This is a genomic window from Fodinibius salipaludis, from assembly GCF_002287075.1.
GTDB lineage: Bacteria > Bacteroidota > Rhodothermia > Balneolales > Balneolaceae > Fodinibius > Fodinibius salipaludis.
This window is the reverse complement of record NZ_NSKE01000002.1, coordinates 311,114-336,906: the sequence shown is the minus strand read 5'-3', so window position 1 is coordinate 336,906 and position 25,793 is coordinate 311,114. Positions and strand designations below refer to the sequence as shown.

The window sequence follows — 25,793 nt, the reverse complement described above, 5'->3', positions numbered from 1 at the left end:
CCAACTAAAGGGCTTTCTGTTGTCTCGATTAAGTTCAACACGTGGAGTAATCTATTGGAATAGCAAGCCCGATTATACAAAATGTTTCAGATCATCATCTTTGCGAAGTTTGTTAACCACCTTTTTTACTCCCTGAGAACTATCCAGATCGCAGACTAAAATGGCATCATCAGTTTCTACTACTGCCAGGTTCTCAACGCCCACAAGCGCAATCATTTTACCACTATCGCTTTGGATGAGATTGTTCTTGGCATCAGCGGTGGCAGAAGTATCGGTCTGTATGACATTGCCTTCCTCATCTTTGGATCTTAAGTCATAAACTGCTCTCCAACTTCCCACATCATTCCATTCAAAAGAGCCGGGGACAACAAACACGCTGTCGGCTTGTTCCATAATCCCATAGTCGATAGAAATAGAGGTACAGCCGTAATAAAATGTATTAACAGCTTCTTTTTGATTCTCTGACCCTACTGCAGGTTTTAGTTTTTTTATCTCATCAAAAATGGTAGGCAGATGCTGTTTAAATTTCTCCAAAATTGTGGACGCTTTCCAGATAAACATTCCACTATTCCACAGGAAATTACCCGAGTCAATAAATGCTTTAGCTGTTTCAAGGTCAGGTTTTTCGCGAAACTGATTTACTTTTTTGATTTCATGTCCTTCTTTTTTGTCAGAGGAGCCGGAATCAAATTCGATGTAGCCATAACCGGTTTCGGGATGGTCGGGCTTGATGCCGATAGTTACAAGTGCGCCAGGTTCCTGTGCTTTGGCTTGAGCCGCTTCCAAAACAGATAAAAATGTTTTGGGTTTTCCGATTAAGTGATCTGCCGGCAGCACAACCATAGTTCCTTCAGGATCTTTTTCCCGGATAAGTGTGGCCGCAGCTGCTACGCAGGGAGCGGTATTTTTGCCCACCGGTTCGCCTACAATATTACTAGCCGGCACATCCGGAAGCTGCTCTTGCACTAAATCTACGTACTTATCATTAGTGATCACCCATACGCGATCGGCTGAAACGAGGGGCTTTATACGATCCACGGTATCTTGCAACATCGTGCGATCGCCAAAAATGTTTAAGAACTGTTTGGGATGAGCTTCAGTACTTCGCGGCCAGAACCGAGTGCCCGATCCACCGGCCATAATTACGGCATGTAACATAAAAATAAATGGATATTAGTGTGGATGAATTTGGAAAGGGAAGGTATTGAAAATCCCAACAAGTGTGAAGGGATTTTGTTTGGTCTATCCTATAATTAAACGGTGACGGTATACTCTTCGTCGAGGTGATGTTTATTGATGAGGTAAATGATCTTTCGTGCAGATTCTTCAAAGGCCGTACCGGGATAGTGCTCCACAATTTTCTCTGCGGTAAAAATGGCCTCAAGATATTGCTTGTTCACAACCTTCATCCGGGCTTTTTGCAGGATAGGCATCGCTTCATGTGATCCGCAGGCGGTGATGAGCCCGGTAATAAGAAATAGAATAGTGGTTTCTGGATTATTCATTCGTATCGTTATTGGTTAGGCTCATCTTTGAACGAGGTATGATCGGCTCTGCTGAGTGTAAAGCTAAACGAAGAGCTGACATTGGGAGTACTTTCGATAAACAGTTCTTCATTATGTGCCTGTATAATGTGCTTTACAATTGCCAATCCCAAACCGGTGCCTTCGCCGTCTTCCCTGGAGCGAGATTTATCTACCCGAAAGAACCGTTCGGTGACCCGTTCAATATGTTGCTGGCTAATCCCGATGCCGGTATCTTTCACATACACTAATACGCGGGTGTTATCTTTTGACCATGGTTTTACACCAACCGTAACTTTGCCTCCTTTAACATTGTACTTGATAGAATTATCAATCAAGTTTATGAGGACTTGCCTAATTTGGTTGCGGTCGGCGCTGACGACGTAATTTTGCGGGAGATCTGTTTTCAGTACGACGTCGGCTTTTTCGGCTTTGTATTGTAGATTGGTAACTACATCCATGACCAGATCTTTGAGATTGATGTTTTGGATGTCAGACTTCAATTCACCGGTTTCAAGTTTGGAGATTTCCATTAGGTCTTTGGTGAGATAAATAAGGCGATTTACATTTCGCATTGCCTTTTCAAGAAACTTGTGGTTGACTTCCTCATCATCAATCGCACCGTTTAGCAGAGTTTCGATAAATCCCTGGATTGCAAATATGGGTGTTTTAAGTTCGTGAGAGATATCCCCGATAAACTCCTTCCGGTAATTTTCAATTCTGTTGAGGCGTTGTATTTCCCGTTCTACAGTTTTGCTGGCCCGCACCGATTGCTTGATCAGATAATCCAACTCATCGTGACTTTTTGCCTGTAGTTCTTCATAATCCCGAAAATGTTTTTTGAGGATATTTTTATTGATTTGATTGAGAGTCTCCAAACGGGAAAATTGCAGTTTATATATAATCAGGTAGATAATAACCCCTGACAACACGAAGATTCCACCGCTGAGAAAAAGTGAGTTTTTTAAGGTAATATTCAATAGAAATGTAGAAGCAACTCCAACAGCGGTGCCAATTAACAGTGCTGAATAGAAGGCACTGCGGAATGCAAGACGCGATGATTTTTGGAAAGGTTTTTTTCTCATTCCTTAAATTTGTAACCAACTCCTTTAACTGTTTCAATATACTCACTTCCGATCTTTTCACGAATTTTACGGATGTGGACATCCACTGTACGGTCGACGACATAAACATTGTTACCCCAAACCTGATCAAGCAGGGTTTGCCGATCCATAACCTTACCCTTGCGGCTGGCTAAGAAGTAAAGAAGCTCAAACTCTTTCCGCGGCATCTGGAACTCCTCATCACCCTTGGTAACAATATACCGGTCTTTATCGATGACAATATCATGCGCTTCGATTTTATCTGTCATTTGATTGGTTTCTTCAAATCGACGAAGTACAGCTTTAATGCGGGAAATCAATTTCGTAGTACTGATCGGCTTAGTGATGTAATCATCCCCACCTTTGTCGAGGCCCTGAACTTCCATTTTTTCATCGCCACGGGCCGTAAGGAAAATAATAGGAATGTGTTTGAGCTCTTTATCGGCGCGCATGCGTTCTACCACCTCCATGCCATCCATTTTGGGCATCATGATATCCAGAAGGACAAGATTAGGCCGGTGTTCGCGGGCCATTTCCATACCTTCCTTACCGTCCTCGGCTTTTAATACATCAAAGCCCTCTTTCTGAAGATTGTATTCAATTAAATCGAGAAGATCTTGTTCGTCGTCGACTACTAAGATGGTTTGTTTGTCAGCCACGGCTCAAAAATTGATTGATGTATTAAATTAAGGTAAGTAAAACGTTGCTTAAATATTAAGAGGCAATAGTACAAAGCCCCTCCCGCAATTGAAACAGTAAGCCTGTTAAATAATTGTTATGAATTTGAGACAAAAGAGTTCTTATGTGGTGTCTGGGTAGCCAATTTATGGGATATCATGTTCATTGTTTTACTTTGTGTAATAGCAGTGTTATTAATTGATTATTTGTTCCAAAAGTCTATTAGTGATATAAATTTGGGTTATTGTATAATTTAGATTGTTATGACGATACTAATTGTTGGTGCTGGACAGGTAGGGATGAGTGTGATGGAAGCTCTCAGTGATGATCATGAGATCTCAATGATTGATAGAAATGCCAGTAGTTTGGATCACATACCCTTTGAGGTTAATGTGAGTGCTGGAAATGGACTTGAGGAAGAGGTGTTGAAATCGGCGGGAATAGAAGAGGCTGAGATTGTGATTGCAACGACATCCGAAGACCACACCAATGTTCTTATTGGGAGTATGGCTAAACTTCTCACTGATTGTTTTACGATTGCCCGCGTATCCGATCCGTCATTTGCTAATATCTGGGATACAAGAGAGGGCGCGTTTGGTATTGATGCAATGATTGACCGATCAAAATTAACAGCAAGGCAAATTACAGAGCTTCTTTGGTTTCAATCGACCCGACAAGAATCGATTAATGAAGAGATGTATTGCCACGGAAAAGTTAAAATGTCAGAATTTAAGTTGGAAAGTGGGAGTGACCTGATTGGTAAAAAAATTAAGCAAACAAATAAGTATTCAGAACTTAATATCGTCGGAATTTTCCGTAATAGTGATTTTATGCTTGTTCCAAAGGATACGTCTTTTGAAGAAGGAGACCGTATTACGGTATTTGGATCGCCTCAAAAGGTAGATGATTTTGGGATTTCAATAGCATCGACTGAAATGGAGCCGGTGCAAGATACGTTTGATATTCTCGGCGGTGGTGATATTGGTTATCAAACGGCATTGTTATTGGAGAATACGCCATTAAGCATTCGTATCTTTGAAGAAGATCCCGACCGGGCTCAATTTCTTTCTGAACATCTGTCTCAAGCCATGGTTCTACAGGCGGATATCACCGAGCGTACTGTGTGGGAAGAAGAAAATATTCCTGAATCTGATATGCTGTTGGTTAGCACAGGCGATGACGCCACAAACGTGTTGGCGACCCTAATAGGGAAAGACTACGAATCTCCGCGGGTGGTAAGTGTTGGTCATGAACACCAGTATTTATCGCTTTTTGAGTCGTTGGACGTTACGCGGGTAGTTCATCCCAGAGAAGTCGTTGCTTCCAGCATTATCAACTATATACAAGATAGTTATATAGGAAATGTAACAGAGCTGGAACATGAAAGTGGAGCGGTATTTGAAATAAAAATAGATGCAGAAAGCCAAGCTTTGGATAACACTGTTGAAGAGCTGGAAAAAAGCTTTGACCAGCCTTTGGTTGTAGGGGCAATGGTTCGTCAAAACCATTCTATTATTCCCACGCCAGATACATCTATAAAACTGGGAGATCAGCTAGTTATTCTGACTACTGGTAAAGCTGAAGATATAGTTGAAAAACTATGAGAAAACAGGTTGACATTTTATGTGTATTGAGCCTATTTGGGGCTATTTTAAAGTGGCTTTCGGTACCTCTGGGCGTACCATTTATCTATTCGTTATTTGGTCGTGAAAATCCATTGGTTTTTTTGATACCCGTCGCAGTGTCATTGATAGTGGGATTTCTGTTGGAACGACTTGATACCAATCCAAAACTTGGACTGCGGGAGACTTTTCTGTTGGTATCATTAAGCTGGTTGGGCGTAACCCTGGTTGGGGGGCTTCCCTATTTGCTGGCTGGAGAAGGGACAGTGGCTATTCCTATCAATGCTTTTTTTGAGAGTATGAGCGGTTTTACAACCACGGGTGCTACCGTAATGGGGTCTATTTCATTTGTTACCCATAGTCCCGAAATCATGCTGTGGCGTCAAATTACACAATGGCTCGGCGGTATGGGGATAATAGTCCTCGGGATCGCTATTTTGCCCCGTTTATCCATAGGTGGATCAGAATTGATTGAAGCAGAAGCACCAGGTACACAGTTCGATCGGATTACACCACGTATTGTTGAAACGGCAAGGATTTTATGGTTGCTCTATGTTGTTCTTACGATAACACTTGGGGGCTTGCTTTATGGGTCTCATTTAATTGGACTCTCCCCCGAAATGGACCTTTATAATGCAGTAGCCCATGCGCTAACAACGATGCCTACCGGTGGTTTTTCACCTGAAGCTGAAAGTATTGCTGCTTTTTCATCAACAGTGCAATGGATAATTATTCCATTCATGTTTATCGCAGGGGTCAACTACGCCTTGACGTGGAGGGCGTTTACCGGGAACCCCCGAAAATTGTATCGAGATACCGAATTCCTCTTTTACAGCTTTATTCTCCTTTTCACAACTGCAATAATATTGGCGATGACATTTGGGAATACCTTTGAGGAACCGCAGAATGCCATTCGCCATAGTTTATTTCAAGTACTGACTTTTGTAACAACAGCCGGATATGCGAGTCATGACTTTAATACATGGAATTCGATGGCACAAACAGTATTGTTTATGATGATGTTTATCGGAGGTTGTGCCGGAAGTACGGGGGGCGGAATTAAAGTTTTTCGCTGGATTGTTACGATTAAGACATTCTTCAAACAGCTTTTTACAACTATTTATCCACGAGCAGTCCAATCTATTCGAGTGGGAAAAAATGTTATTAAGAATGAAACAGCTCGTCGTGTCACAATAATGATTCTGTTATATATATTCACCTTTTTGATAGGGGCTTTGATTATTGAGATCGAATCGTACCGTATTGGTCTTGAGCTGGAGACTCTGGAGATAATGAGCGCCTCTGCGGCTTGTATTGGAAATATTGGACCGGGATTTGGGATTGTAGGGCCAATGAATAATTATCTTGCCTTTTCGTCGCTTTCAAAAGTTGTAATGATTTTTTTGATGTGGGCCGGACGCCTCGAATTATTTACGCTTTTTGTAATATTTATTCCCAAATACTGGCGAAATTAGAACAGTTATATTTGGACGAAGACAAAACAATCAAAATAAAAGATAATTTCGCAATTATTTGTCCATCTGTGAAAGGGCTTTTTTTACCAGTTCCTGGACATTACCATCAATGTCTTCGCCCTTGGCAGCAAGCTCGATGGATTCTTCAGCGTCTCTCTTCTTAAAGCCAAGTGATTGCAGAGCCGAAACGGCTTCCTCTTTTATGTTGCTGCTGAGGTTTGCGGCACTGTCCGGAGAATAGGTGGCGTCCACCATTTCGGACATTTTATCCTTGAGCTCAAGGATCATGCGCTGGGCCGTTTTCTTACCGATGCCCTTAATTTGGGAAAGGGCAGATTTGTCCTCCTGTACAATAGCGCCCGTAATTTGTTGGGCGGGCAGTCCGGAAAGGATAGTGAGTCCCAATTTTGGTCCAACGCCCTTAACAGTAATTAGCAGCTCAAAAAGATCTTTCTCATTTTGATTGGCAAAGCCGAAAAGTCGCTGATCGTTGTCAGTTACATGATGATAGACCAGTAGCTCGACCTCATCCCCTGTAGCTGGCAATTCATTATAGGTTTGATTTGATATTTCAAGCAGATATCCCACATCGCGGACATCAATAATTACTTGGTCAGGAGACTTGTCGTGGATAATACCTTTTAGGTATGCAATCATGAAAAGTGGAGATGTTTTATTTAACTCTGTCAGGATTATTTTCTACAAAATCGGCCCAGCTTGATTTACTGTTATTCTGGTGCGTTTTCTTCTTGGATTTGGGAGCCTGCCGGTTAAAACTGTTCTGCTTCATCAAGTGGCACCATGCCACAGCCAATGCATCGGTAGCATCTTTGGATAGCTTTTCATCGGGCAGGGTTACCATTTTCCGCAGCATAAACGCCACCTGTTCTTTGCTGGCGTTACCATTACCCGTAATCGATTTTTTCACCTGTTTGGGATAATACTCAGTGACTCCAATATCATGATTGGTGATAGCCAGCATGGCTGCTGCTTGCGCCCGTCCCAGTTTGAGCATGGCTAGCGGATCGACCCCGTAAATAGGGGTTTCTACAGCGCAGGCGTCGGGATTAAAAGAAGAAATGATTTTGGAGACTTCCTCAAAAATAAACTGCAACCGGTCGGAATGATCATCCATGTGTGCCATCTTTAGTACATCACAGCGTAGGGCAACCAGTTTATTATCCTCTTCAGTGAGGATGGCATAACCGGTGTTGCGCGAGCCGGGATCGATACCAAGAATGACATCAGCCATAATAATCGGTTAGGTTGATTTATTTGAATATAACGGATTTGCGACGGATTTCTCACCCATTAAAATCGTATTGGCCCTAAATTATTATTTGAAAGTTTTAAAGCTATCAATCCGTTCAAAGTAACTCGTGGCAGCCTCTTTGACTTTCGGTGCCAGTAAAATGGTAGAGACCATCGTAGGAATAGCCATGAGTGCGAACATACCGTCGATTAAGTCGATAACCGCACCGATTGAGGCGACGGAACCAAAGATGATAGATCCCACATAAAAGTAGTTGTACCAGTGTTGTTTGTCAGCACCGATTAAATAGCCCAGACACTTGGTTCCGTAGTACGAGTAGGTGAGCATGGAGCTGATGGCAAAAAAGACTACACATATTACAAGCAAGTACGTTCCAAATTCGGGAAGTGCTTCATTAAAAGCATTAAGCGTTAGTGTTACGCCATTTGCTTCGGTCGACTTCCAAACACCGGTAACGAGAATGGCCAGGGCCGTCATGGTACAGGTAATAATGGTATCGATAGCGGGACCGAGCATGGCGACCAATCCCTCGCGGACGGGTTCTTTTGTTTTGGCGGCACCGTGGGCCAGGGCTTCGGTACCGAGTCCGGCTTCATTAGAGAATACTCCACGCTGAATACCAATTACAATGAGCGAACCAACGATACCCCCGAACATTGCTTCCCCGTTGATAGCGCTTTGGCGGACGTAATCCGCATTGAAGGCATCGGTAATGATAAGTCCAAGATAATGGGGGATTTCGGTGATATGGGCTCCCAAAATAGCAACCACGCATCCGATGTAGATAATGACCATGGCGGGAACCAGTTTGGAGGTTACTTTTCCAATTCGGGTAATACCCCCGAAAATTACAAAAGAAACAATCACAACGAGCACAAGTCCGGTAATGAGATCACCGCCAAAGTGAGCATTAGCCGCTACCCAGCCTTGGGGGATATAAATAGAATCCCGCAGAATTTGTGTGAGTTGGTTCGCTTGGAAGATAGGCAGGGGGCCAAAAATGCCGGCCAGAGCAAATAGTGCAGCCAGCGGTTTGAAAAGATAGGTCCAATTGCCGCCCCAATTTTTTTCGAGGCCTTCGCGTATCACATACATCGGGCCACCTTGTATTTTTCCTTCAGAATCTTGGCCACGATATAAGATGGCCAGCGTACAGGTAAAGAATTTCGTTGCCATTCCCACGAAAGCACTAACCCACATCCAGAAAAGAGCTCCCGGGCCACCCATAAAAATGGCCACGGCCACACCACTAATATTTCCCATGCCAACGGTTGCCGCCAGCGCACTCGATAAGGCTTCGAAGTGGGAAATATCGCCCGGGTCGTCGGGGTTGTCGTACTTTCCCCGAAGGATGTTGAGGGAGTGCCTAAGGTATAGAAAGGGGATAAAACGCGAGTAAATCAGAAAGAAAAGCCCACCGCCTACCAGCAGATAAACGAGTGGCATACCCCACATAAAACTCGAAAACGCACTTAAAAACTGTTCTATAGCTTGCAAACTACGATTGGTCTTTAGTTAGGAATAAAATTAACAGGCCAAATATACTAATTAGAACGACTAAAGAAGATAAAATCAGTAGCCGGGGGGGCAACTTTTGCATTTCGTAACAACTTGGCAATTTGTGCCCGGTGGTGTTGCCCGTGAATAATGACATGCGTAAGGATGTCAGAAAGAGGGGTCTCGTACGGAGTTCCTTTACTGTTGGTATAAGATATGGTGCGTCCTAAGCTTTCTTTGTTACTGTTTATTAACTGCTTCCACTGTTGGTTAAGTGTTTTTAGATGCTGCAACGCATCTGCTAAACCGTAGTCAGGCCAGATTTTGATTTCGTCGACCGATTCCCCATTGATCCGAGCAAACCACATTTGTTGTGATCCGGTGATATGGGCAAAGTATTTTACCGCTCTATCTGAGCCCTCAAAGCCAAGATGATCTTGGAGGCTGAGCAAAATCTGTTCATTTGCCCAAATATCGTATCTGAAAAGTCTAAGTAAATGATCTGCAGTGTCCATAATCCTTTTTATTTATGCGAAAAGCATATTAGAATTTTAAAAATAATACAAATTTTGAAGTAGATGAGCACGCTCCTATTTTATCGTAGTAATTTTTAATTAATGAAACTTGTTATGCTGCTCGCTCTCGATATTGGAAACAGTAATATTGTGATTGGCGCCTCAGAAAATGGGAGTTGGGGACACCAATGGCGTATTCAGACCGATACAGATAAAACGGCTGATGAATATGTTGTGATGTTTAATAGTTTGTTTTCTGAAGAGGGTCTTGCCTTTAGCAGGTTTGATCAGATAATCATAAGCAGTGTGGTACCTCAGCTAACTCAAACAATCAGCAAAATGTTTGAGAAAAAGTCGCGTACCGAAGCGCTGATCCTGAACGGTGAGGTGGATACGGGGCTGGCTATCAAGCGTGTAAATCGCAAAAGTGTGGGCGCCGATCTTATTGCTGATGCGGTGGGAGCCTATGCGGTGTTTGAGGATGATTGTATTGTCGTAGATTTTGGTACGGCAACCACCGTTATGGTTGTACAGAATCCCGGGGAACTTATAGGTGGATCCATATGTGCCGGGCTAAAAGTGACTATTGATGCCTTGGTAGGGAAGACCGCACAACTTTCCCAGATTCCGCTGGAGCCTCCTGAAAATGTTATTGGCAGTGGTACTATGGAAGCGATGCAGTCGGGGCTTGTACTGGGTCACTTATGCATGATAGAAGGACTTATTGACCGGATGCAAAAGCAGCTGGGAGGATCGGCAAAAGTTATTGCTACGGGCGGATTATCAGAAAAGATAGCAGAGCACACCGATTATTTTGATGTTATAGATCCGATGTTGACGCTGGACGGTTTACGGCTGATTATGGAGAGGCAGCAGAATTGAGACGCGAAATGTTAGATGGCAAATATGATTGCCAGGATATTGTTTCACATCTGCCATTTCCCGTCTGCTACTTAGACTCCAAAAAAACTCGAAATGCCATTCAGGATAAATTGCACACCGATGGCCATGGCAATAAATCCCATCATGCGGGTAATGACATTCATCCCGGTGGGGCCAATATATTTTGCTGAAAAGGGAGCCAGCCGCAACACACTGTACGAAATAAAGGCTACTAACAGAATAGCGACACTTGTAATAAGTAAATCAAAAAATCCTTCTGCCTGCGATGCCAAACCAATAACTACAGCAATGCTTCCCGGTCCCGATAGCATGGGCATTGCCATGGGACTAAATGAGATGTCTTCCTTCTTTTTAGCAGCTTTTTGTGCCTCATCTGATATCTTCTTCTCCGAGGCGTCGGGATTTAACATGGCATAGGCGGCACGCAAAATAATGAGTCCCCCCGCAATACGGATACCCGGCAGACTGATGCCGAAGAAGCTCATGATATAGGTTCCAACTAAAAGAAAAATAATCAGTACCAAGAACATATAGAAAGACGATTTCTTGGCAACGTTTATTCGTTCAGAATCGGTATTGCGATCCGTTAGCGAAAGAAATACCGGCATGGCCGCCAGGGGATTAGCAACCGAAATGATAGACGTAAAAGCGGCAATAAAAAGAGTAGTTGTGCCTGATAAGTATGATGTAAATATGTCGCTTTGGCTAAAAAGATCTTCAAACATAAGTGGCAAAAGATATGAAATAGATGAAACAAGTTTAACAGTTTTTGCCAGCGATATACATTTTTCAAATGTTAAATTTAATCTTAGATTTAGACTCCAATTTTTAAGTATTTAATAGATTATAAATGAAGCAAAAAGAAACACAAAATTACCAATCACTGGTTAATACTGTTATCGAAATTGTGGATCGTGAGGATGCCTCACGCGATCAAAAACTGCAACAAATTTGCGAGTTGCTTGAAGAGCATATTGACGAGTTTGACTGGGTCGGGTTTTATCTGGTTGATCCCAAAGCTGACCGAGAGTTGATACTTGGGCCGTATATAGGAGAAGAAACGGATCACACGCGTATTCCTTTTGGAAAAGGTATCTGTGGTCAAGCGGCTGAAACTAACGAAACCTTCATGGTGCAGGATGTGAGCAAAGAAGACAACTACCTGGCATGCAGCGTACATGTAGAAGCAGAAATTGTTGTCCCTGTTAAAAAGGACGGAAAATTTGTTGCCGAGCTGGATATCGATTCGCACACCAAAGATTCGATGACCGAAGAACACCGACATATGTTGGAGAAAGTTTGTGGAGTAGTTTCACCACTTTTTTAATTAAAAAATGATGAAGTTGACTATGAAATACTTTGCTACAATAGTTCTTGGAATATTATTTATAACAAATAGTGGCGTTGCCCAAAATACAGATGAAGGCGAGCAATTGGCGAAACCGGTAGAAAAGGGGGAGAACTATGAGGTATATGGCAGTGAATTTCCGGATGATGCCCAGTTTTTTGCCCCGAGATACTTGGTTAGAAACAGCAACCTATTTAAAGGTCAAACAGTGGCAACGAAAGGGACAATAAAACAGGTATGTCAGAAGAAAGGTTGCTTTTTTATGCTTGCTGCCGGTGAAAACGATATTCGCATTACCTTTAAAGATTATAAGTTTTTTATTCCTACTGATGCGGCCGGGGCAGAAGTTCAATTGACGGGGACCTTCAAGGTTAAGCCGCTTACTGAAGAGCAAGCGAAGCATTATGCTGAAGATGTGGGTGAAGATCCGAACGAAGTTCGGAAGTCAGGAAAAGAGTACAATATAGTAGCAACCTCGGTAATGATAATTGAGGAGAAGGGGAGTTAACGCACCTTACAGATAAGCCCGTTATGAGCCTTGATATACCCGGCGCGGAGGATATCAAAACCGTGTTCCCAGGCATACAATCCCATCTGTTTGATGTCCATCAGTTCGCGATAGCCGTAATTCATGTAGTCGCTCATGACTGTATAAAAAGCTTTGCTACGTAGTTGGTTACGGGGTGTTGTCAGGATGGCATATCCACCGGGTTTTAAGAAACGGCGATGCATCTCAAAGGCCTCGTGTTTGTATTCATCGGGGAAGTGCTCGATCAAACCAATGCTTACCACAATATCAAACTCCTTGCCGTATTTCAGGTTGCGAATATCCTCAACCACAAAGTCAATATTCATATCCTCTTTGTAGTACACTTTGTGGCTGCCGGTGGCTGGATTGTTGCCCAAGAAAGGATATTGAGCCGGAAATTTGCCATAGCGGTCGGTTTTGCAAAACTCATCGTAATCCACCAGCACTGCATGTCCACCGGGATATTGTGCCATGAGTTGCATGGCCTCATAACCGTCGGCCGCGCCCAGAAACAGTACTTCCGGCTTTTCAACATCCAGTCCTTCAAAAAGCGCTCTTTTGCCGCGGGGATCCCAGATGGCGTCTTCTACTCGGTGCACTTTATTCCAAACCAGTAGCTGTACCAGTTCTTCCAGTGCTTCTCCCGCCCCGTGGATATCCATGCTCATCAGGTTTTTCCAGATAGTCGACCGCGCTTGCTGCTTCTCTTCGGGCACGTCTTTGATAAAAAGCTGATGAAACGACTTGTTGAAATGTTTCCACCCTTCTTTGACGCCCATACGTTCGCCGTGTTCTTCCTCCCACTTCTTCTTGCCCTCGGCCCATGTATCCACTTTATAGGGACGATTTACTTGCTCCCAGCTTAGGCCCGACCAATCGGTAACGCTAACGTCTTCAAAAACATCGGGCGGAGTATCGCGGAGATCATGAACATGGGTGGCCAGCTTTTCAAAGTAGCCGACTTTATGTTTGGGATTCTTAACGTTTTCTTGTGCTTTCCGTGTCTCCATATCCGCCCCCTAAATTGGTATTGTATTTTTATTATAACTAACGACGCGATGAAAGTCATTCACTGTTTGGGGCTCTTTTTCAATGGAAGGGGGGGGAGATGCTGAAACAAGTTCAGCATGACACGGTTTTTGATTCTGTAAGATTATAATCCTTAAAAGGTCTTAATAAATGAGGTGCTATTTAAAATATAAAGTGAGATGTACTTAGCATATCAAAATTTATCAGGAGAAAATGGCTACGTTTATATTTCATCTAACATTAAACGAAGTATGCTTTATATGGTGTTACCAGTGAATTAGAGAAGGGAATACTTGATAACAAATATGAGAATGGTTCAAAATTCACAGCCAACTTCAACTTGAAAGTATTATTGTATTTTGAGGAGTATCCGAACATTAATAAAGCAATACAAAGAGAAAAGCAGTTAAAGAATTGGCATCGGTTGTGGAAATTTAATTTGATAAAAGGTCAAATCCAGAACTGAAAGATTTATGGGAGTAGATCATGTAATTTAGAAAGTGTGTCATCCTGAACTTGTTTCAGGATCTAACAGAAGCTAAGTACTACAACCACTTTAATACGTCATTTTTTGGTTGCTCGACCTGCACATAATTCTCAAAAATTTCACTAAGACTGGCATCTTTTTGAAGTTCCTTCCGCGTTTCTGAATCGAGGTAGGCAATAATTTTTTGATTATGGAGGATCGCAATATCGTCGCAAAGGTTTTCAACGATCTCCAGAATATGGCTGGTAATAATAATGGTAACCCCGTTTTGCTGCAGACGGTTGAGGATGGTTTTCATCCGTCCAATTGAAATCACATCAATGCTTTCAAAAGGCTCATCCAAAAATAAGATTTTAGGGTCACTAAGAATAGCCGCACAGAAGGACAGTTTTTTACGGCTTCCGGCAGATAGTTTGTTGATTTTAGCGTGTTCAAATTCAGTAAGCCCTAAATATTCCAGCAGAGAATCCATTTTTTGCTGTCGTGTTTCAGGATCAGTTTCATAGATATCACAGATATAGTGCAGGAAGTCATGGCTGGTAAAGTGCTCGAAAAGTAGTGGCGGCTGAAGTACCGAAGCCACTTCTCGTTTAATCATAAGCTCATTTTGCTCGTTAAGTTCGCGTCCATTAATGATGATTTCCCCCTCATCATAATCGAGCAAACCTGTTAAAATGCCGATGAGCGTACTTTTACCGGCACCATTGGGGCCAATAAGGCCAAAAATGTTACCCCTCGGAACAGCCAGTTCAAAATTTTGCAATACGGCAGTATTGCCATATGACTTTTGGAGTCCTTCTATTTGAATTGCTTCTTCCATTTTAAACGGGGGTTATTAGCATCGGTTCTTTAATATCATCGAAATAAATAGAATCTGAAACTCTTTATAGTGTTACTGGCCGGCTTCAATCCAAACGCGGTGTAAAATATGTTTATCAAAGGCACGCACTAACAGGTCCATGTCACGCCAAAGGTAAATTCCGATAGCTATAATTAATGCTCCCATTACCCAAAGTCGATAAATCTGGAATTCTCCCACTGGTGCAAAAACGGCATAGCCGAGTCCAAAAATAAGGAACATCATCATAAAAGTGACCTTCTGGGAAATTATGGGATGCTTGAAGTTAAAGGAAGAGTAGTTGACTTTTTTGTAGTAATAAAATGATGCCCAAAGAAATACGAGTGTAAAGCAAACAAAGAAAAAAGTATTGGCAACATAAATTTCAATAACTGATCCCAGTTGTGGCAAGTAGATGATCTCGGCGGTTGTAATTAGATAAAATATAAGTAAGGGTATAACGATAATCCCCAAGAACCGTTCTTTAAGCTGTTTTTCAAAGGGTACAGGGAATTGTTTATGGAGCAGGAACTCTTTGTTTTCATAGCCAAACATGTTGGCCATGCCCATGGCGAGCAATGCAACGGGGATAGCTGCCAACATCGTAGGAATGAGCAGAGCACTGTAATAACTGTTGCCCAACTGTAGCAGAAGGGGAATATACACGGCAGGAATAAGGGCGATAGTTAATAACTGCAGACGGTTGTAAGAATGAGAAAATACATAATAGTAGAATTTACCGGCGTTGAGCCCAAGCCATTTTTTGAGATAATACCAGTGCTTATTACGCTTGAAAATTTTTCGTTCCCGAACCGGTTGTTGCAGGCCTTCCCGGGTTTTGAAAATGTGATCTCTAAAGATCATGAAAATCAGTAGTGCGCAGAATCCGTAAATGGCCGATGCCGCGGCTAAATTATAAGTTCCGGTTGCGGTGTATTGCAGCAGTCCGCCAGGGGTATAAAACAGGTAACCATTGATGATTTCTATGCTTGGCAAGTAAGTTGCTACAATTTGCTCGAACTGACGAGAAATGATGGCGATGGCCTGTATGGTTCCAAAAATGAGAAATAGCGCACTAAAGACGATGATCTTAAAACGCTTTTCAACAATTTTGAGAAACCGGTGTTTAATCGAATATATAGCGGCATAATTTAGCAGTACTACGGCAATCACAACCGGAATATACATCAGGTTTTGGATTTGCATCAGCAAAAAGACCAGCCAGGTGAAATTATAGATCACGTTTAGTGGGTGGAAGAAGCCCATTAGGTTGAGGTACCAGCTCAGTTTTTTTATCGGGTAACCGTAGGCCAATAGTTTTCGATTCTCTTCCATGTTCAACAGGCGTGTGCTGGTAAAAGAGAAATGGAGAATCCACAGAACGTTGGCAAAAATAAGGGTGATGAGTTGATGAATTTCGGTAGTAATCCAAGGCAGCCGATTGGCGACAATAGGATTTTGATCAAACAGCACAATGACCAGCGCCGAACCGATAAGATTGGAAAAGAGAAACAGCAGGAAAATAATATACCCCACTACCAGAAAGGTCTGGAAGTTTGTGAGTCTGTTTAAAAACGCAGACCAATTGAGATATATAAGCTTACGCAGCATGATCCATCACTAAATTCAGGAGTTCTTTAATGTTCAAAATAGCATTTCGGGAATCAAGCTGACAATATTATCTTTATAATGCTTTGCAAAACACGCTATATGTCATTTTGAACTCGTTTCAGAATCTAAAAGTTTGATTATAGTCTTCTAAATATAGATTCTAAACAAAATTGAGGATGACACCGCAGGTTTGGCAGAACTTTTTGCAAGCTGTTTATAATTCAGAAGGATGACGATATGACCTCAAAAAATACGCTCAAGTATATTTTTATTGTTGTGGTAGTTGTATTGGCCTCGTTAGCGCTGGCAGATTCGCTCGGATATTTCAATCCCAAGCCGTATACGGCTGTGTCACACGGTTCGCATGTCCACTATGTGCCGGATGATCGGGACCCCAATGTGTCTATTGACAAGTTTCCTCAAGAGGAGCCGGGGCCACGCGAAAAGATAACCCCAACCGGACAAATTGTGCCGGCAGGGGAATAGTCATTGCGGTTATTAGTTTCTGGTTATTACTCGGCTATGTAGTAATTATAAACTGATTCCTGCAACAACCGAAAACACTCCATTTTTGACGTCACCGTTTTCGAACATATTAGTGAAGCCAAATCCATAGCGGACGCCCAAATTTAGTTTTGCAACTCCGGCATTAAGGTCAGCTCCTGCTCCTACTATACCACCAAAATCTGTTTGTGTATTATCAATATCTACGCTGAGGTTGTTACCTGAGACCTCACTGTTAAGTACAAATCCGGCATAGGGTCCAAAATAAACGTGCGGCTGAACAGGGCCAGGAGCAAAGCTAAATTTTGCCAAAACGGGGATTTCCAAATAGTCCACTTCTGCAGTACCATTTCCAATTTTAAATCCCTTTTGTGAATAAATCGCCTCCGGTTGTATGGATATGGGGCTCATTGGCACTTTGAAATTGAGATATCCACCTACCATCAATCCGGTTCGGGAATCGGGGTCAAAGTTGTCTGGTCTATCATTAACGTTGGCAAAATTAATACCTGCGCGCAATCCAAAATCAGCCTGGGCCGATGCTTTGGGTGCAACAGCCAAGCTTATTAATCCACAAATAATAAAAGGAAGAAATAGTTTTTTCATAGCGTCACCTCTTTATAGATAAGTTGAGTTTAGCAATATAATTGTTAGAACAACTTTAAATTGAATTAGCAAGCATTTGTTCCTCCCCCTGTTATTTTAATCATCCTTTTGTAAAGTCAAAGGTTCGAAAACGGTAAGTTATACCTTATCATCGCTGGTTTCTTTTTAGAAAAGTAGAAGCATCCAAAAATAATTGTATATTTAACACTTAACTATTTCTGCTACTTCAAGCTACAATGTTATGGGTATATGCGATCGTCGAAAATTCGTTTTTGGATTTATGGGAGTGTTTGTTGCGGCCTTATTAGTCTTTTCATGCTCTACGCAAGAATCAACTGAGGAAGTACTTACAGATGAGCCCGTTCCGGAACCGGGTAATCCCATTATTACTGAAAAATACACGGCCGATCCTGCAGCTATTGTTTATAAGGATACGGTATTTCTTTATGTGGGACATGATCAGGCCGAGCCGGGACACGGATTTTATGATCTTCGTGAATGGCTGGTGTATTCTTCCACAGACTTGGTAAACTGGCAGGAGTATGACGTGCCGCTTTGCGCAAAAGATTTTGAATGGGCATCGGGCGATGCGTGGGCAGCAGAAGTCATCCATCACGATGGAAAATTCTACTGGTATACCACGGTAACGCACGCAGAAAATGAGGCCAAGGCGATTGGTGTGGGGGTTTCTGATAGTCCTACCGGACCGTTTAAGGATGCGCGTGGCTCGGCATTGGTGACTAATGATATGACTACCGATGTAGATATTACCTGGGATGATATTGATCCCACTGTTTTTGTAGACAGCGATGGTCAGGCCTATATGTTTTGGGGCAATACACAGTTGTATTACTCGAAGCTGAAAGAGAACATGATTGAGTTAGAAGGCGAGATCAAAACGATTGATTTACCGCACTTTACGGAGGGACCGTGGATCCACAAGAAAAACGGTTATTACTACCTTTCGTATGCATATAAATTTCCCGAAAAGACCGCTTATGCGATGAGCGATAATATTGAAGGCCCATATTACTTTAAGGGGATACTAAATGAGGTGGCAGGAAATACGAATACCAATCACCAAGCTATTATTGATTACAAAGGGCAATCGTATTTCTTTTACCATACTGGTGCTATTCCAACAGAGGGTGGTAGTTACCGTCGTTCGGTTTCAGTAGACTCCCTGCATTATAATGCTGACGGAACCTTGCAAAAAGTACAAATGACGACCGAAGGCGTGGGTGCTGTTGAATAAAGTTAAAGGACTTCGCTAAGGTATTTGCCAGTATAGCTTTCTTCGGCTTCAGTAATTTCTTCGGGGGTACCGGTTGCCACCACTTTTCCGCCTGCAAAACCTCCTTCCGGGCCAATATCAATGATATGATCGGCAGACTTGATTACATCCAAATTGTGTTCGATGATAATGACCGTGTGACCGTTATTGACAAGCTCGTTGAAGGAATCGAGCAGTTTGGCAATATCTTCATAATGGAGCCCCGTCGTAGGTTCATCAAAGAAGTAGAGCGTACTGTCACCGGCTGATTTGCTGAGAAACTTGGCCAGCTTCACGCGCTGTGCTTCACCACCGGAAAGCGTCGGAGCACTTTGACCGAGCTTGAGGTAGCCGAGTCCCACGTCTTCAAGTGTCTGTAGTTTATTGGTGATGCGATCCTCATCCACAAAAAATTCGATGGCCTCAGAAACAGACATGTTAAGTACGTCGTGGATATTCTTGCCGCGGTATTTAACCTGTAGCACGTCCTTGCGATAGCGCTTGCCACCGCATTCCTCACAGGTCAGCTCGATATCGGCCATAAACTGCATCTCAATTTTTTGGATGCCTTCGCCTTGGCAGGCTTCACATCGTCCTCCGGGAACGTTAAACGAGAAATGCCCCGGTTCGTAGCCCATGATTTTTGATTGGCGCGTATTAGAAAATAGATCGCGAATACCGTCAAATGCTTTAGTATACGTAGCAGGATTGGATCGTGAAGATCGGCCTATGGGAGACTGATCAACCATCTCTACCGAATCAATATAGTTGGTACCGGTAATTTTGCGATGATGACCTATTTCGTCTTTATACGTTCCCATCTGATTTTGAATAGCTGCATAGAGGGTATCGTGTACCAGGGTCGATTTTCCCGATCCGCTGACACCGGTGACACAGATCAGTTTTTCGAGCGGGAATTCTACATCGAGACTTTTGAGGTTGTGTTCCATCGCTCCTTCAAGTTTGATAACTTTTCCGCTGCCCTTGCGACGTTTTTCAGGCACCGGGATCTCTTTTCGCCCGCTTATATATTTACCGGTTAATGTATTGGCTTCCAGTAGATTATTATACGATCCGCTGTACACTACTTCTCCGCCGTGTACGCCGGCAAAGGGACCAATATCAATAATATTATCGGCCGCTTTTATCATCTCGGGATCGTGTTCTACGACCAGTACGGTATTTCCGATATCTCGTAGCGATTTTAAAATATTGATCAAGCGATCATTGTCGCGGGGATGTAATCCAATAGTGGGCTCATCCAGTACATAGAGGCTGCCAATTAGCGAACTGCCCAGTGAGTTTGCCAGGCTGATACGCTGAGACTCGCCGCCACTTAGGGTTTTCGCCAGTCGGTTGAGTGTTAGATAGCTAAGTCCAACCTCATCGAGATATTTAAGTCGCTTGCGAATTTCAAAAAGCACCTGTTCGGCTACTTCCTTTTCAAATTCTGTTAGCTCCAGGTTTTCGAAAAAGTCTCTGGCATGCCCGATAGTCATTTCTGCGACTTCGCCGATATGCTTTTCGTTCACTTTTACATAAAGGGCGTCTTTTCGCACGCGATATCCCTTACAATCGGGACAACGGCTGTATCCGCGATAGCGCGAATAGAATACGCGCATATGTACTTTATAGGATTGGCTTTTGACCTCATCAAAAAATGGACGAATCCCGATATATTCGTCTTTCCCCTCCCAGATAATTTCTTTGACTTCATCATCAAGTTCTTGGTAAGGGGTATCAATAGGCAGGCTGTATCGTGCCGAAACTTTAATAAGATCACGCAGGTGTCGGCTGAATTTTTCACCGCTGTAGGGAGCAATGGCTCCATTACGAATAGTTTCTTCGGGATCAGGAATAACCAGGTTCTCGTCAATACCCGAAACCTTGCCGAATCCCTCACATTTATCGCAGGCACCAAACGGATTATTAAACGAAAACATCTGTGGTTTAGGTTCAGTGAACTCCATACCGTCACGTTCAAACCGCTCGCTGAAATTCAGCTCTTTGCCATCGCGTATTTTTACCGAGCAGCGTCCGCTGCCTTCCTGAAAGGCTGTTTCAAGTGACCCGGCAATACGAGTTCGCGTATCCTCATCATCTTTTAAAATGAGACGATCGACCAAAACACGATAATTATCCGCATCAATATTATCGGGATCTACGTCATCGGTTGTGAGATCCAAAATGCTTTCATCTTCAATATGCAGTAGCCGTGGATACCCTTTTTCTTTTAACACGCGAAGTTCATCTTCCAACCCCTTTTCTTCGTGCTCGGGAATAGAAAACAGCACATAAAATTTTGTATCTTCATCAAACTGATGATGCAGTTCTTCAATAACTGTTTTGGTACTGTCTTTATGGACCTCCTTGCCGGATTTTGGAGAGATCGTGCGACCAATACGGGCATAAAGTAGCCGCATATAGTCGTAAATTTCGGTAGTGGTCCCGACTGTAGAACGGGGATTCGAAGAAGCGGTTTTCTGCTGAATGGCCATGGCCGGAGAAATGCCTTGCATAAAGTCTACATCCGGCTTATCCATGCGCTCCAGGAATTGCCGTGCGTAACTGGAGAGGCTTTCGACATAGCGGCGTTGTCCCTCGGCATAGATAGTATCAAAAGCCAGGCTCGATTTTCCCGATCCGCTGACGCCGGTAATCACCGTCATCTTGTTTCGGGGAATTTCAACATCTATTTCTTTAAGGTTGTGAACGCGAGCCCCTTTGACAATAATGGGGCGATCTTCGTCGGTTTGTGATTGATCTTTATCGGAGATCGTTTCGGTCTGAGACATTCAGTTATTTTTGCGTTTTTATAAACGGGTAAAGGTACAAATTTTATGACAAAAAGTGAGGTTTTAATCCATATGGACGAATCAATATAAACATGCCTTAATACAAATACGTTCGCTTATGATGACCGGTGATAGTGATAAGAAGGGTTCTACTTATTCAGGATCTGGGCTTCTTTTATTAGAGGGGATAATAATTTTTATAGGATTGCCCGGGGCGGAATATGTGGGAATAAGTCCATTGCCCAAGTTGGTGTTACTTGGATTGGTTGCGGTGTACTGTGGCTATGTGCTTTGGCGGGATTCCATGTTTGGAAAAGGACTCTTTCGAAGGTCTGAGGCTGATCAGGCCAGTAAAACCATATTGCTTCGTCTGCTGATTATTGCTCCGGGATTATTTGGATTAGCGTGGATATTAGATCCTGTAAATTTACTCGCTTTCCCCATTGAAGATCCATGGATATGGATGCTTGTGATGGTATTATATCCAGTTTTTTCGGCGCTGCCACAAGAGATTATCTATCGCACATTCTTTTTCCACCGATACAAAGATTTCTTCTACTTCAAGAACAGTGATGTTTTGTTTAGTGCATTGGCATTTTCTTTTTTGCACTTGGTATATGGAAACTGGATGGCAATAGGGCTCAGCTTTGGTGGCGGTATACTATTTGGAATGACCTATAAAAGAACGCAATCCCTTTTTTGGGTTACGGTAGAACATATTCTGTACGGATGGCTGATTTTCACGCTGGGCTTAGGAGAGTACTTTTTTGAGGGATTCTGATATCATTTTTAAAGATCGAAGTATCAGTTGTGGAGTTTCTGTAGAAGAGGACTATATTCGGCTACGTCATATCAAATTTATTAATGTAAAATAGTAAGAAAATGAGTCTCGATGTATCTCCTAAACAATTTAAACGTTGGATTGATGAAGCCGGCAAGCTGATTGCATCTCACTACCAAGAACATGGAGAATCGAAGGTTTTTGCCGGGAAAAGCCCCAGTGAGGTGCAGGAGCTTTTGAATGAATCGCTACCCGAGGATCCGAAGAATATTGGTTCTCTGCTGGATGAAGTCGGTGAAAAGGTGTTGAGCACCATTACAAATAGCGCCGGTCCCCGTTATTTCGGATATATCACAGGTGGAGGCAATCAGGTTGCGGTGCTGGCAGAGATGATTAAGGCATCGCTTAATCAGAATAATCTAAAGTGGCATTCGTCTCCGGTTAGTACTGAGCTGGAGAGATTGGTAATGCGATGGGTGGCTGAGTTTATCGGCTACCCGACGAGCAGTGCCGGGGTGTTGCTCAGCGGGGGATCGGTGGCTAATTTTAATTGCCTGGCCGTGGCGCGTAAGATAAAAGCGCCGGTTGATATTTCGGATGAGGGGATCTATGGCTCCCGACCAATGACGGTATATGTTTCGGAGGAGGGACATTCAAGCTTTGACAAGGCCATGGATATGCTGGGATTGGGCAAGAAATATTTGCGTAAGATTCCGGTTGACGATGATTTCTGTATTGATGTCGATCAGCTGGAAGAGCAAATTAGGAATGATAAAAATGCGGGACTTCATCCTATTTGTGCCATTTCCGTAGCAGGTACCACCAATACGGGCGCCGTGGATGATTTGAATGCAGTCGCTGATATTTGTCAGCGTTACGATTTGTGGTACCACATTGATGCAGCGTATGGAGGTCCGGCTGCAAAGGTTGAGGGAGTGAGCTCAATGTTTTCTGGTATTGGAAAAGCAGATTCAGTGGTTGTTAATCCCCATAAGTGGTTATATGTACCTTTTGAGGCCGGCGGTGTACTGGTTAAAAATCCCGATCATCTACGAAAAACGTTCAGCACTATTCCCGACTACTTGAAATCTGATGAGCAAAATGGCGGCCGTACCGATTTGATGGAATACAACCTACCGCTTACGAAAGAATTCAAGGCTCTAAAGGTTTGGATGACGATTAAGGCGTATGGTGCTACCCGTTTGCGTGATGAAATAGCTTCTGATATGGATAAGGCAAGATATCTATCAGAACTCGTGGGTTCAAATAAGAAGCTGGAGCTTATGGCCCCGGTTCCGTTATCGATTGTTTGTTTTCGCTACAATCCCGGTGGGATGGAGGAGTCAACGCTAAATAGGTTGAATGATAATATTATTCAGGAAATTGAGTCGGATGGAAGAGTTTTTCTAACGGGGACAAAAATAAAAGGAAAAACAGCACTTCGGGTTTGTTTTATCAACCCCCGCACCAAGAAGGAGGATATAGAACTTCTGGAAAAAGTTGTTTTGGAAATTGGTGGTAAGTTGGGCCGAGATAGGGTTTAAAAGGAAGCGACAAATAGCAGAAATTTAATAAGATGAGTTTATGTTATCCATAAGTATAGTAATATCAGTATGTTATAGTGGGCTGTTTGGAGGGGGTTTGTTTTTGACATGCAGGTTATTTTCATTACCTTTTTTAAATGTTTTTACAGGCACTTTTTTTGTTTATTAGCAGAACAATCATCTACATATAACCAACAATTAGTACAAATTAGTTTATGGATTTATTTGATAAGCTTGAGTCCAGACCAAGCCCGTTAGGGGAATTTACATCAGAAGGATACGGATATTATACGTACCCTAAACTTGAAGGTCCGTTGGGGCCCGAAATGAAGTTTAATGGTGATGATGTAATTGTCTGGAGTATTAATGATTATTTGGGTATTGGGAGCAATGAAGAGATAAAAGAATATGATGCCCAAATTGCCAAGGATTACAGTTTAAGTAGTCCCATGGGGGCCCGCCTGATGACGGGGAATTCTACTGAGCATGAAAAATTGGAAGAAGAATTGGCCGATTTTGTTCACAAGGATGATGCTTTTCTGCTGAATTACGGCTACCAGGGAATTATGAGCGTTATTCATGCACTGGTAGATCGCAACGATGTTCTTATCTATGATGAGCTGAGCCACGCTTGTATTGTTGATGGAAAGCAGCTTGCGATGGCTGAAAAGTATGTGTTCAAGCACAACGATGTTGAAAGTTTTAAAACACAGTTGGAGCGTGCGCATCGTAAGAAAAAGGATGATGGGGCTGTTCTGGTTGTAACAGAGGGTGCTTTTGGAATGACCGGTGATCTGGGCATTTTGAATGAGATGATTGCTCTCAAAGAAGAATACCCTTTTCGCTTGCTTGTTGATGACGCACATGGCGTAGGAACGATGGGAGAAGATGGATCCGGAACGGGAACACATCTGGATTGCCACGATGGGATTGACCTTTATTTTGGTACTTTTGCCAAGGCTTTTGCTTTGATTGGTGCTTTTGTAGCTACTGATGAGCGTGTAGTAGAATTCCTGAAAGCGAATGTCCGCAGCCAAATTTTTGCGAAGTCAGTACCGATGCCGATTGTTAAGTCGGCGCGCAAGCGGTTGGAAATGATTCGTAACAATCCCCAGTGGAGAGAAAAGCTGTGGGAAAATACGAATATGCTTCGTGATGGACTCCGGGATATGGGCTATAACGTATTGCCTGCAGAATGTCCGGTAACACCTGTCTTAACAAAAGGAAGTACTGATCTGTGTCAGCTTATAATGCGTAAAATGCGTGAAGAGCACGGCATTTTTGTAAGCGGTGTTGCGTATCCGGTAGTACCCAAAGGAACGGTGCTGATTCGTCTGATACCGACTGCGGCTCATACTAAAGAGCACATCGAAAAAACGCTCAAAGGATTTGAGGCGATAAAAGATGTGGTGTTTGCTGAGGCAGAAAAGCAGAAACAGAGAATGACTGCTTAATTATTTAAGCAGAGTCGAATTTTATTAGAAGCCTCGCTGATCATTCAGCGGGGCTTTTTTTATTGCGAGAAGCTATTAAGGAGAGGTAACTTGGTTATTATTAGTTCATAGGTATACCAATAAACTTTTTCAGAGATACTTGATGATATTTCTATAAAGTTTGTTTCTCCATACTTTTAGTTCCGCAATAACTAATTTGATCGCACGCTGTCAATCTGATGAAAGATACGTTGCAAGGCATCACTTTTGAACATGCCCGATGCTGATATTTCTTGAAACCCATCGGTGAAGGTCAGATGTATCATTCTTTCCTGTTCATGTTCGATTACTTCATAAAACCCTTTGTATTCCCCGGTGCGATAAAATTCTTCAAGCTTTTCTTCAAAAAGGACCGTCATCATTACT

26 protein-coding genes are annotated in these 25,793 nt (G+C 42.8%); 11 read left to right on the top strand and 15 right to left on the bottom strand.

The window, feature by feature from the left end:
- Window positions 1-72: 72 nt before the first annotated feature.
- The 4 genes from CK503_RS03965 to CK503_RS03950 form a co-directional block, all read right to left on the bottom strand.
- Window positions 73-1,158 carry a mannose-1-phosphate guanylyltransferase gene (locus CK503_RS03965; protein WP_095605488.1) on the bottom strand — a complete coding sequence of 362 codons (1,086 nt, stop codon included), beginning with the start codon at window positions 1,156-1,158 and terminating at the stop codon, window positions 73-75.
- 95 nt (window positions 1,159-1,253) lie between these two features.
- Entirely contained in the window at window positions 1,254-1,505 is a 252-nt protein-coding gene (locus tag CK503_RS03960) for an outer membrane protein assembly factor BamD (protein ID WP_095605487.1), read from the bottom strand.
- Between the two features lie 8 nt (window positions 1,506-1,513).
- Entirely contained in the window at window positions 1,514-2,608 is a 1,095-nt protein-coding gene (locus tag CK503_RS03955) for a sensor histidine kinase (RefSeq protein WP_095605486.1), read from the bottom strand.
- The gene (locus tag CK503_RS03950) at window positions 2,605-3,285 is read right to left on the bottom strand and encodes a response regulator transcription factor (RefSeq protein ID WP_095605485.1); all 681 of its coding nucleotides are present in this window, start codon (window positions 3,283-3,285) and stop codon (window positions 2,605-2,607) included. Before CK503_RS03950 ends, CK503_RS03955 begins: the two co-directional genes overlap by 4 nt.
- A 282-nt stretch (window positions 3,286-3,567) precedes the next feature.
- On the opposite strand from CK503_RS03950, the gene trkA reads away from it, so the two are divergent.
- Both trkA and CK503_RS03940 read left to right on the top strand, forming a co-directional pair.
- On the top strand, window positions 3,568-4,908 hold the full coding sequence (trkA, locus tag CK503_RS03945) for a Trk system potassium transporter TrkA (protein ID WP_095605484.1): 1,341 nt from the start codon (window positions 3,568-3,570) through the stop codon (window positions 4,906-4,908).
- Window positions 4,905-6,401, top strand: a complete 1,497-nt coding sequence (locus tag CK503_RS03940; protein WP_095605483.1) for a TrkH family potassium uptake protein — start codon at window positions 4,905-4,907, stop codon at window positions 6,399-6,401. Before trkA ends, CK503_RS03940 begins: the two co-directional genes overlap by 4 nt.
- A 54-nt stretch (window positions 6,402-6,455) precedes the next feature.
- Here CK503_RS03940 and ruvA read toward each other — a convergent pair whose 3' ends face one another.
- The 4 genes from ruvA to CK503_RS03920 all read right to left on the bottom strand — a co-directional run bounded on the left by ruvA (window position 6,456) and on the right by CK503_RS03920 (window position 9,686).
- Window positions 6,456-7,058, bottom strand: coding sequence for a Holliday junction branch migration protein RuvA (ruvA, locus tag CK503_RS03935; RefSeq protein WP_095605482.1), 603 nt, complete (start codon window positions 7,056-7,058; stop codon window positions 6,456-6,458).
- A 16-nt stretch (window positions 7,059-7,074) separates the two neighbouring features.
- Window positions 7,075-7,653, bottom strand: coding sequence for a crossover junction endodeoxyribonuclease RuvC (gene ruvC, locus CK503_RS03930; protein WP_095605481.1), 579 nt, complete (start codon window positions 7,651-7,653; stop codon window positions 7,075-7,077).
- 84 nt (window positions 7,654-7,737) lie between these two features.
- A complete protein-coding gene (locus CK503_RS03925; protein ID WP_255233325.1) occupies window positions 7,738-9,171 on the bottom strand; it encodes an alanine/glycine:cation symporter family protein in 1,434 nt (477 codons plus the stop codon).
- 47 nt (window positions 9,172-9,218) lie between these two features.
- Window positions 9,219-9,686, bottom strand: a complete 468-nt coding sequence (locus CK503_RS03920; protein WP_095605479.1) for a DinB family protein — start codon at window positions 9,684-9,686, stop codon at window positions 9,219-9,221.
- A gap of 102 nt (window positions 9,687-9,788) precedes the next feature.
- Here CK503_RS03920 and CK503_RS03915 point away from each other — a divergent pair, with 102 nt between their 5' ends.
- Complete coding sequence (locus CK503_RS03915) at window positions 9,789-10,568, top strand: type III pantothenate kinase (protein WP_095605478.1); 780 nt, start codon at window positions 9,789-9,791, stop codon at window positions 10,566-10,568.
- Between the two features lie 71 nt (window positions 10,569-10,639).
- On the opposite strand, the gene CK503_RS03910 is transcribed toward CK503_RS03915, so the two are convergent.
- Entirely contained in the window at window positions 10,640-11,314 is a 675-nt protein-coding gene (locus CK503_RS03910) for a MarC family NAAT transporter (protein ID WP_095605477.1), read from the bottom strand.
- Window positions 11,315-11,439: 125 nt separating this feature from the next.
- Here CK503_RS03910 and CK503_RS03905 point away from each other — a divergent pair, with 125 nt between their 5' ends.
- Complete coding sequence (locus tag CK503_RS03905; RefSeq protein WP_095605476.1) at window positions 11,440-11,916, top strand: GAF domain-containing protein; 477 nt, start codon at window positions 11,440-11,442, stop codon at window positions 11,914-11,916.
- Window positions 11,917-11,938: 22 nt separating this feature from the next.
- Window positions 11,939-12,445 (top strand): DUF4920 domain-containing protein, encoded by a 507-nt coding sequence (locus tag CK503_RS03900; RefSeq protein ID WP_176466202.1) that lies wholly within the window; start codon window positions 11,939-11,941, stop codon window positions 12,443-12,445.
- Here CK503_RS03900 and CK503_RS03895 read toward each other — a convergent pair.
- Window positions 12,442-13,476, bottom strand: coding sequence for a class I SAM-dependent methyltransferase (locus CK503_RS03895; protein WP_095605474.1), 1,035 nt, complete (start codon window positions 13,474-13,476; stop codon window positions 12,442-12,444). The two genes, CK503_RS03900 and CK503_RS03895, sit on opposite strands and share 4 nt — an antisense overlap.
- Window positions 13,477-13,784: 308 nt before the next feature.
- Between CK503_RS03895 and CK503_RS16390 the strand changes: the two genes are divergently transcribed.
- Entirely contained in the window at window positions 13,785-13,961 is a 177-nt protein-coding gene (locus CK503_RS16390) for a GIY-YIG nuclease family protein (protein ID WP_141239880.1), read from the top strand.
- A gap of 79 nt (window positions 13,962-14,040) precedes the next feature.
- Here CK503_RS16390 and CK503_RS03890 read toward each other — a convergent pair whose 3' ends face one another.
- Entirely contained in the window at window positions 14,041-14,802 is a 762-nt protein-coding gene (locus tag CK503_RS03890) for an ABC transporter ATP-binding protein (RefSeq protein ID WP_095605473.1), read from the bottom strand.
- 72 nt (window positions 14,803-14,874) lie between these two features.
- On the bottom strand, window positions 14,875-16,431 hold the full coding sequence (locus CK503_RS03885) for a hypothetical protein (RefSeq protein ID WP_095605472.1): 1,557 nt from the start codon (window positions 16,429-16,431) through the stop codon (window positions 14,875-14,877).
- Window positions 16,432-16,668: 237 nt separating this feature from the next.
- Here CK503_RS03885 and CK503_RS03880 point away from each other — a divergent pair, with 237 nt between their 5' ends.
- Window positions 16,669-16,917 carry a hypothetical protein gene (locus CK503_RS03880; protein ID WP_095605471.1) on the top strand — a complete coding sequence of 83 codons (249 nt, stop codon included), beginning with the start codon at window positions 16,669-16,671 and terminating at the stop codon, window positions 16,915-16,917.
- Between the two features lie 45 nt (window positions 16,918-16,962).
- Here the strand turns inward: CK503_RS03880 and CK503_RS03875 are convergent, their stop codons facing one another.
- Window positions 16,963-17,541: a porin family protein gene (locus CK503_RS03875; RefSeq protein WP_095605470.1), complete on the bottom strand. Its 579-nt coding sequence runs from the start codon at window positions 17,539-17,541 to the stop codon at window positions 16,963-16,965.
- A 241-nt stretch (window positions 17,542-17,782) separates the two neighbouring features.
- Here CK503_RS03875 and CK503_RS03870 point away from each other — a divergent pair, with 241 nt between their 5' ends.
- Complete coding sequence (locus CK503_RS03870) at window positions 17,783-18,796, top strand: glycoside hydrolase family 43 protein (RefSeq protein ID WP_217988325.1); 1,014 nt, start codon at window positions 17,783-17,785, stop codon at window positions 18,794-18,796.
- 2 nt (window positions 18,797-18,798) lie between these two features.
- On the opposite strand, the gene uvrA is transcribed toward CK503_RS03870, so the two are convergent.
- The gene (uvrA, locus tag CK503_RS03865; protein ID WP_095605469.1) at window positions 18,799-21,609 is read right to left on the bottom strand and encodes an excinuclease ABC subunit UvrA; all 2,811 of its coding nucleotides are present in this window, start codon (window positions 21,607-21,609) and stop codon (window positions 18,799-18,801) included.
- A 118-nt stretch (window positions 21,610-21,727) separates the two neighbouring features.
- Here uvrA and CK503_RS03860 point away from each other — a divergent pair, with 118 nt between their 5' ends.
- The 3 genes from CK503_RS03860 to CK503_RS03850 all read left to right on the top strand — a co-directional run bounded on the left by CK503_RS03860 (window position 21,728) and on the right by CK503_RS03850 (window position 25,388).
- Window positions 21,728-22,390 (top strand): CPBP family glutamic-type intramembrane protease, encoded by a 663-nt coding sequence (locus CK503_RS03860; RefSeq protein ID WP_095605468.1) that lies wholly within the window; start codon window positions 21,728-21,730, stop codon window positions 22,388-22,390.
- Between the two features lie 101 nt (window positions 22,391-22,491).
- Window positions 22,492-23,934, top strand: a complete 1,443-nt coding sequence (locus CK503_RS03855) for a pyridoxal phosphate-dependent decarboxylase family protein (protein WP_095605467.1) — start codon at window positions 22,492-22,494, stop codon at window positions 23,932-23,934.
- Window positions 23,935-24,149: 215 nt separating this feature from the next.
- Window positions 24,150-25,388, top strand: a complete 1,239-nt coding sequence (locus CK503_RS03850; protein WP_095605466.1) for an aminotransferase class I/II-fold pyridoxal phosphate-dependent enzyme — start codon at window positions 24,150-24,152, stop codon at window positions 25,386-25,388.
- 191 nt (window positions 25,389-25,579) lie between these two features.
- Here CK503_RS03850 and CK503_RS03845 read toward each other — a convergent pair whose 3' ends face one another.
- Entirely contained in the window at window positions 25,580-25,789 is a 210-nt protein-coding gene (locus CK503_RS03845; protein WP_141239876.1) for a hypothetical protein, read from the bottom strand.
- Between the last annotated feature and the right edge of the window lie 4 nt (window positions 25,790-25,793).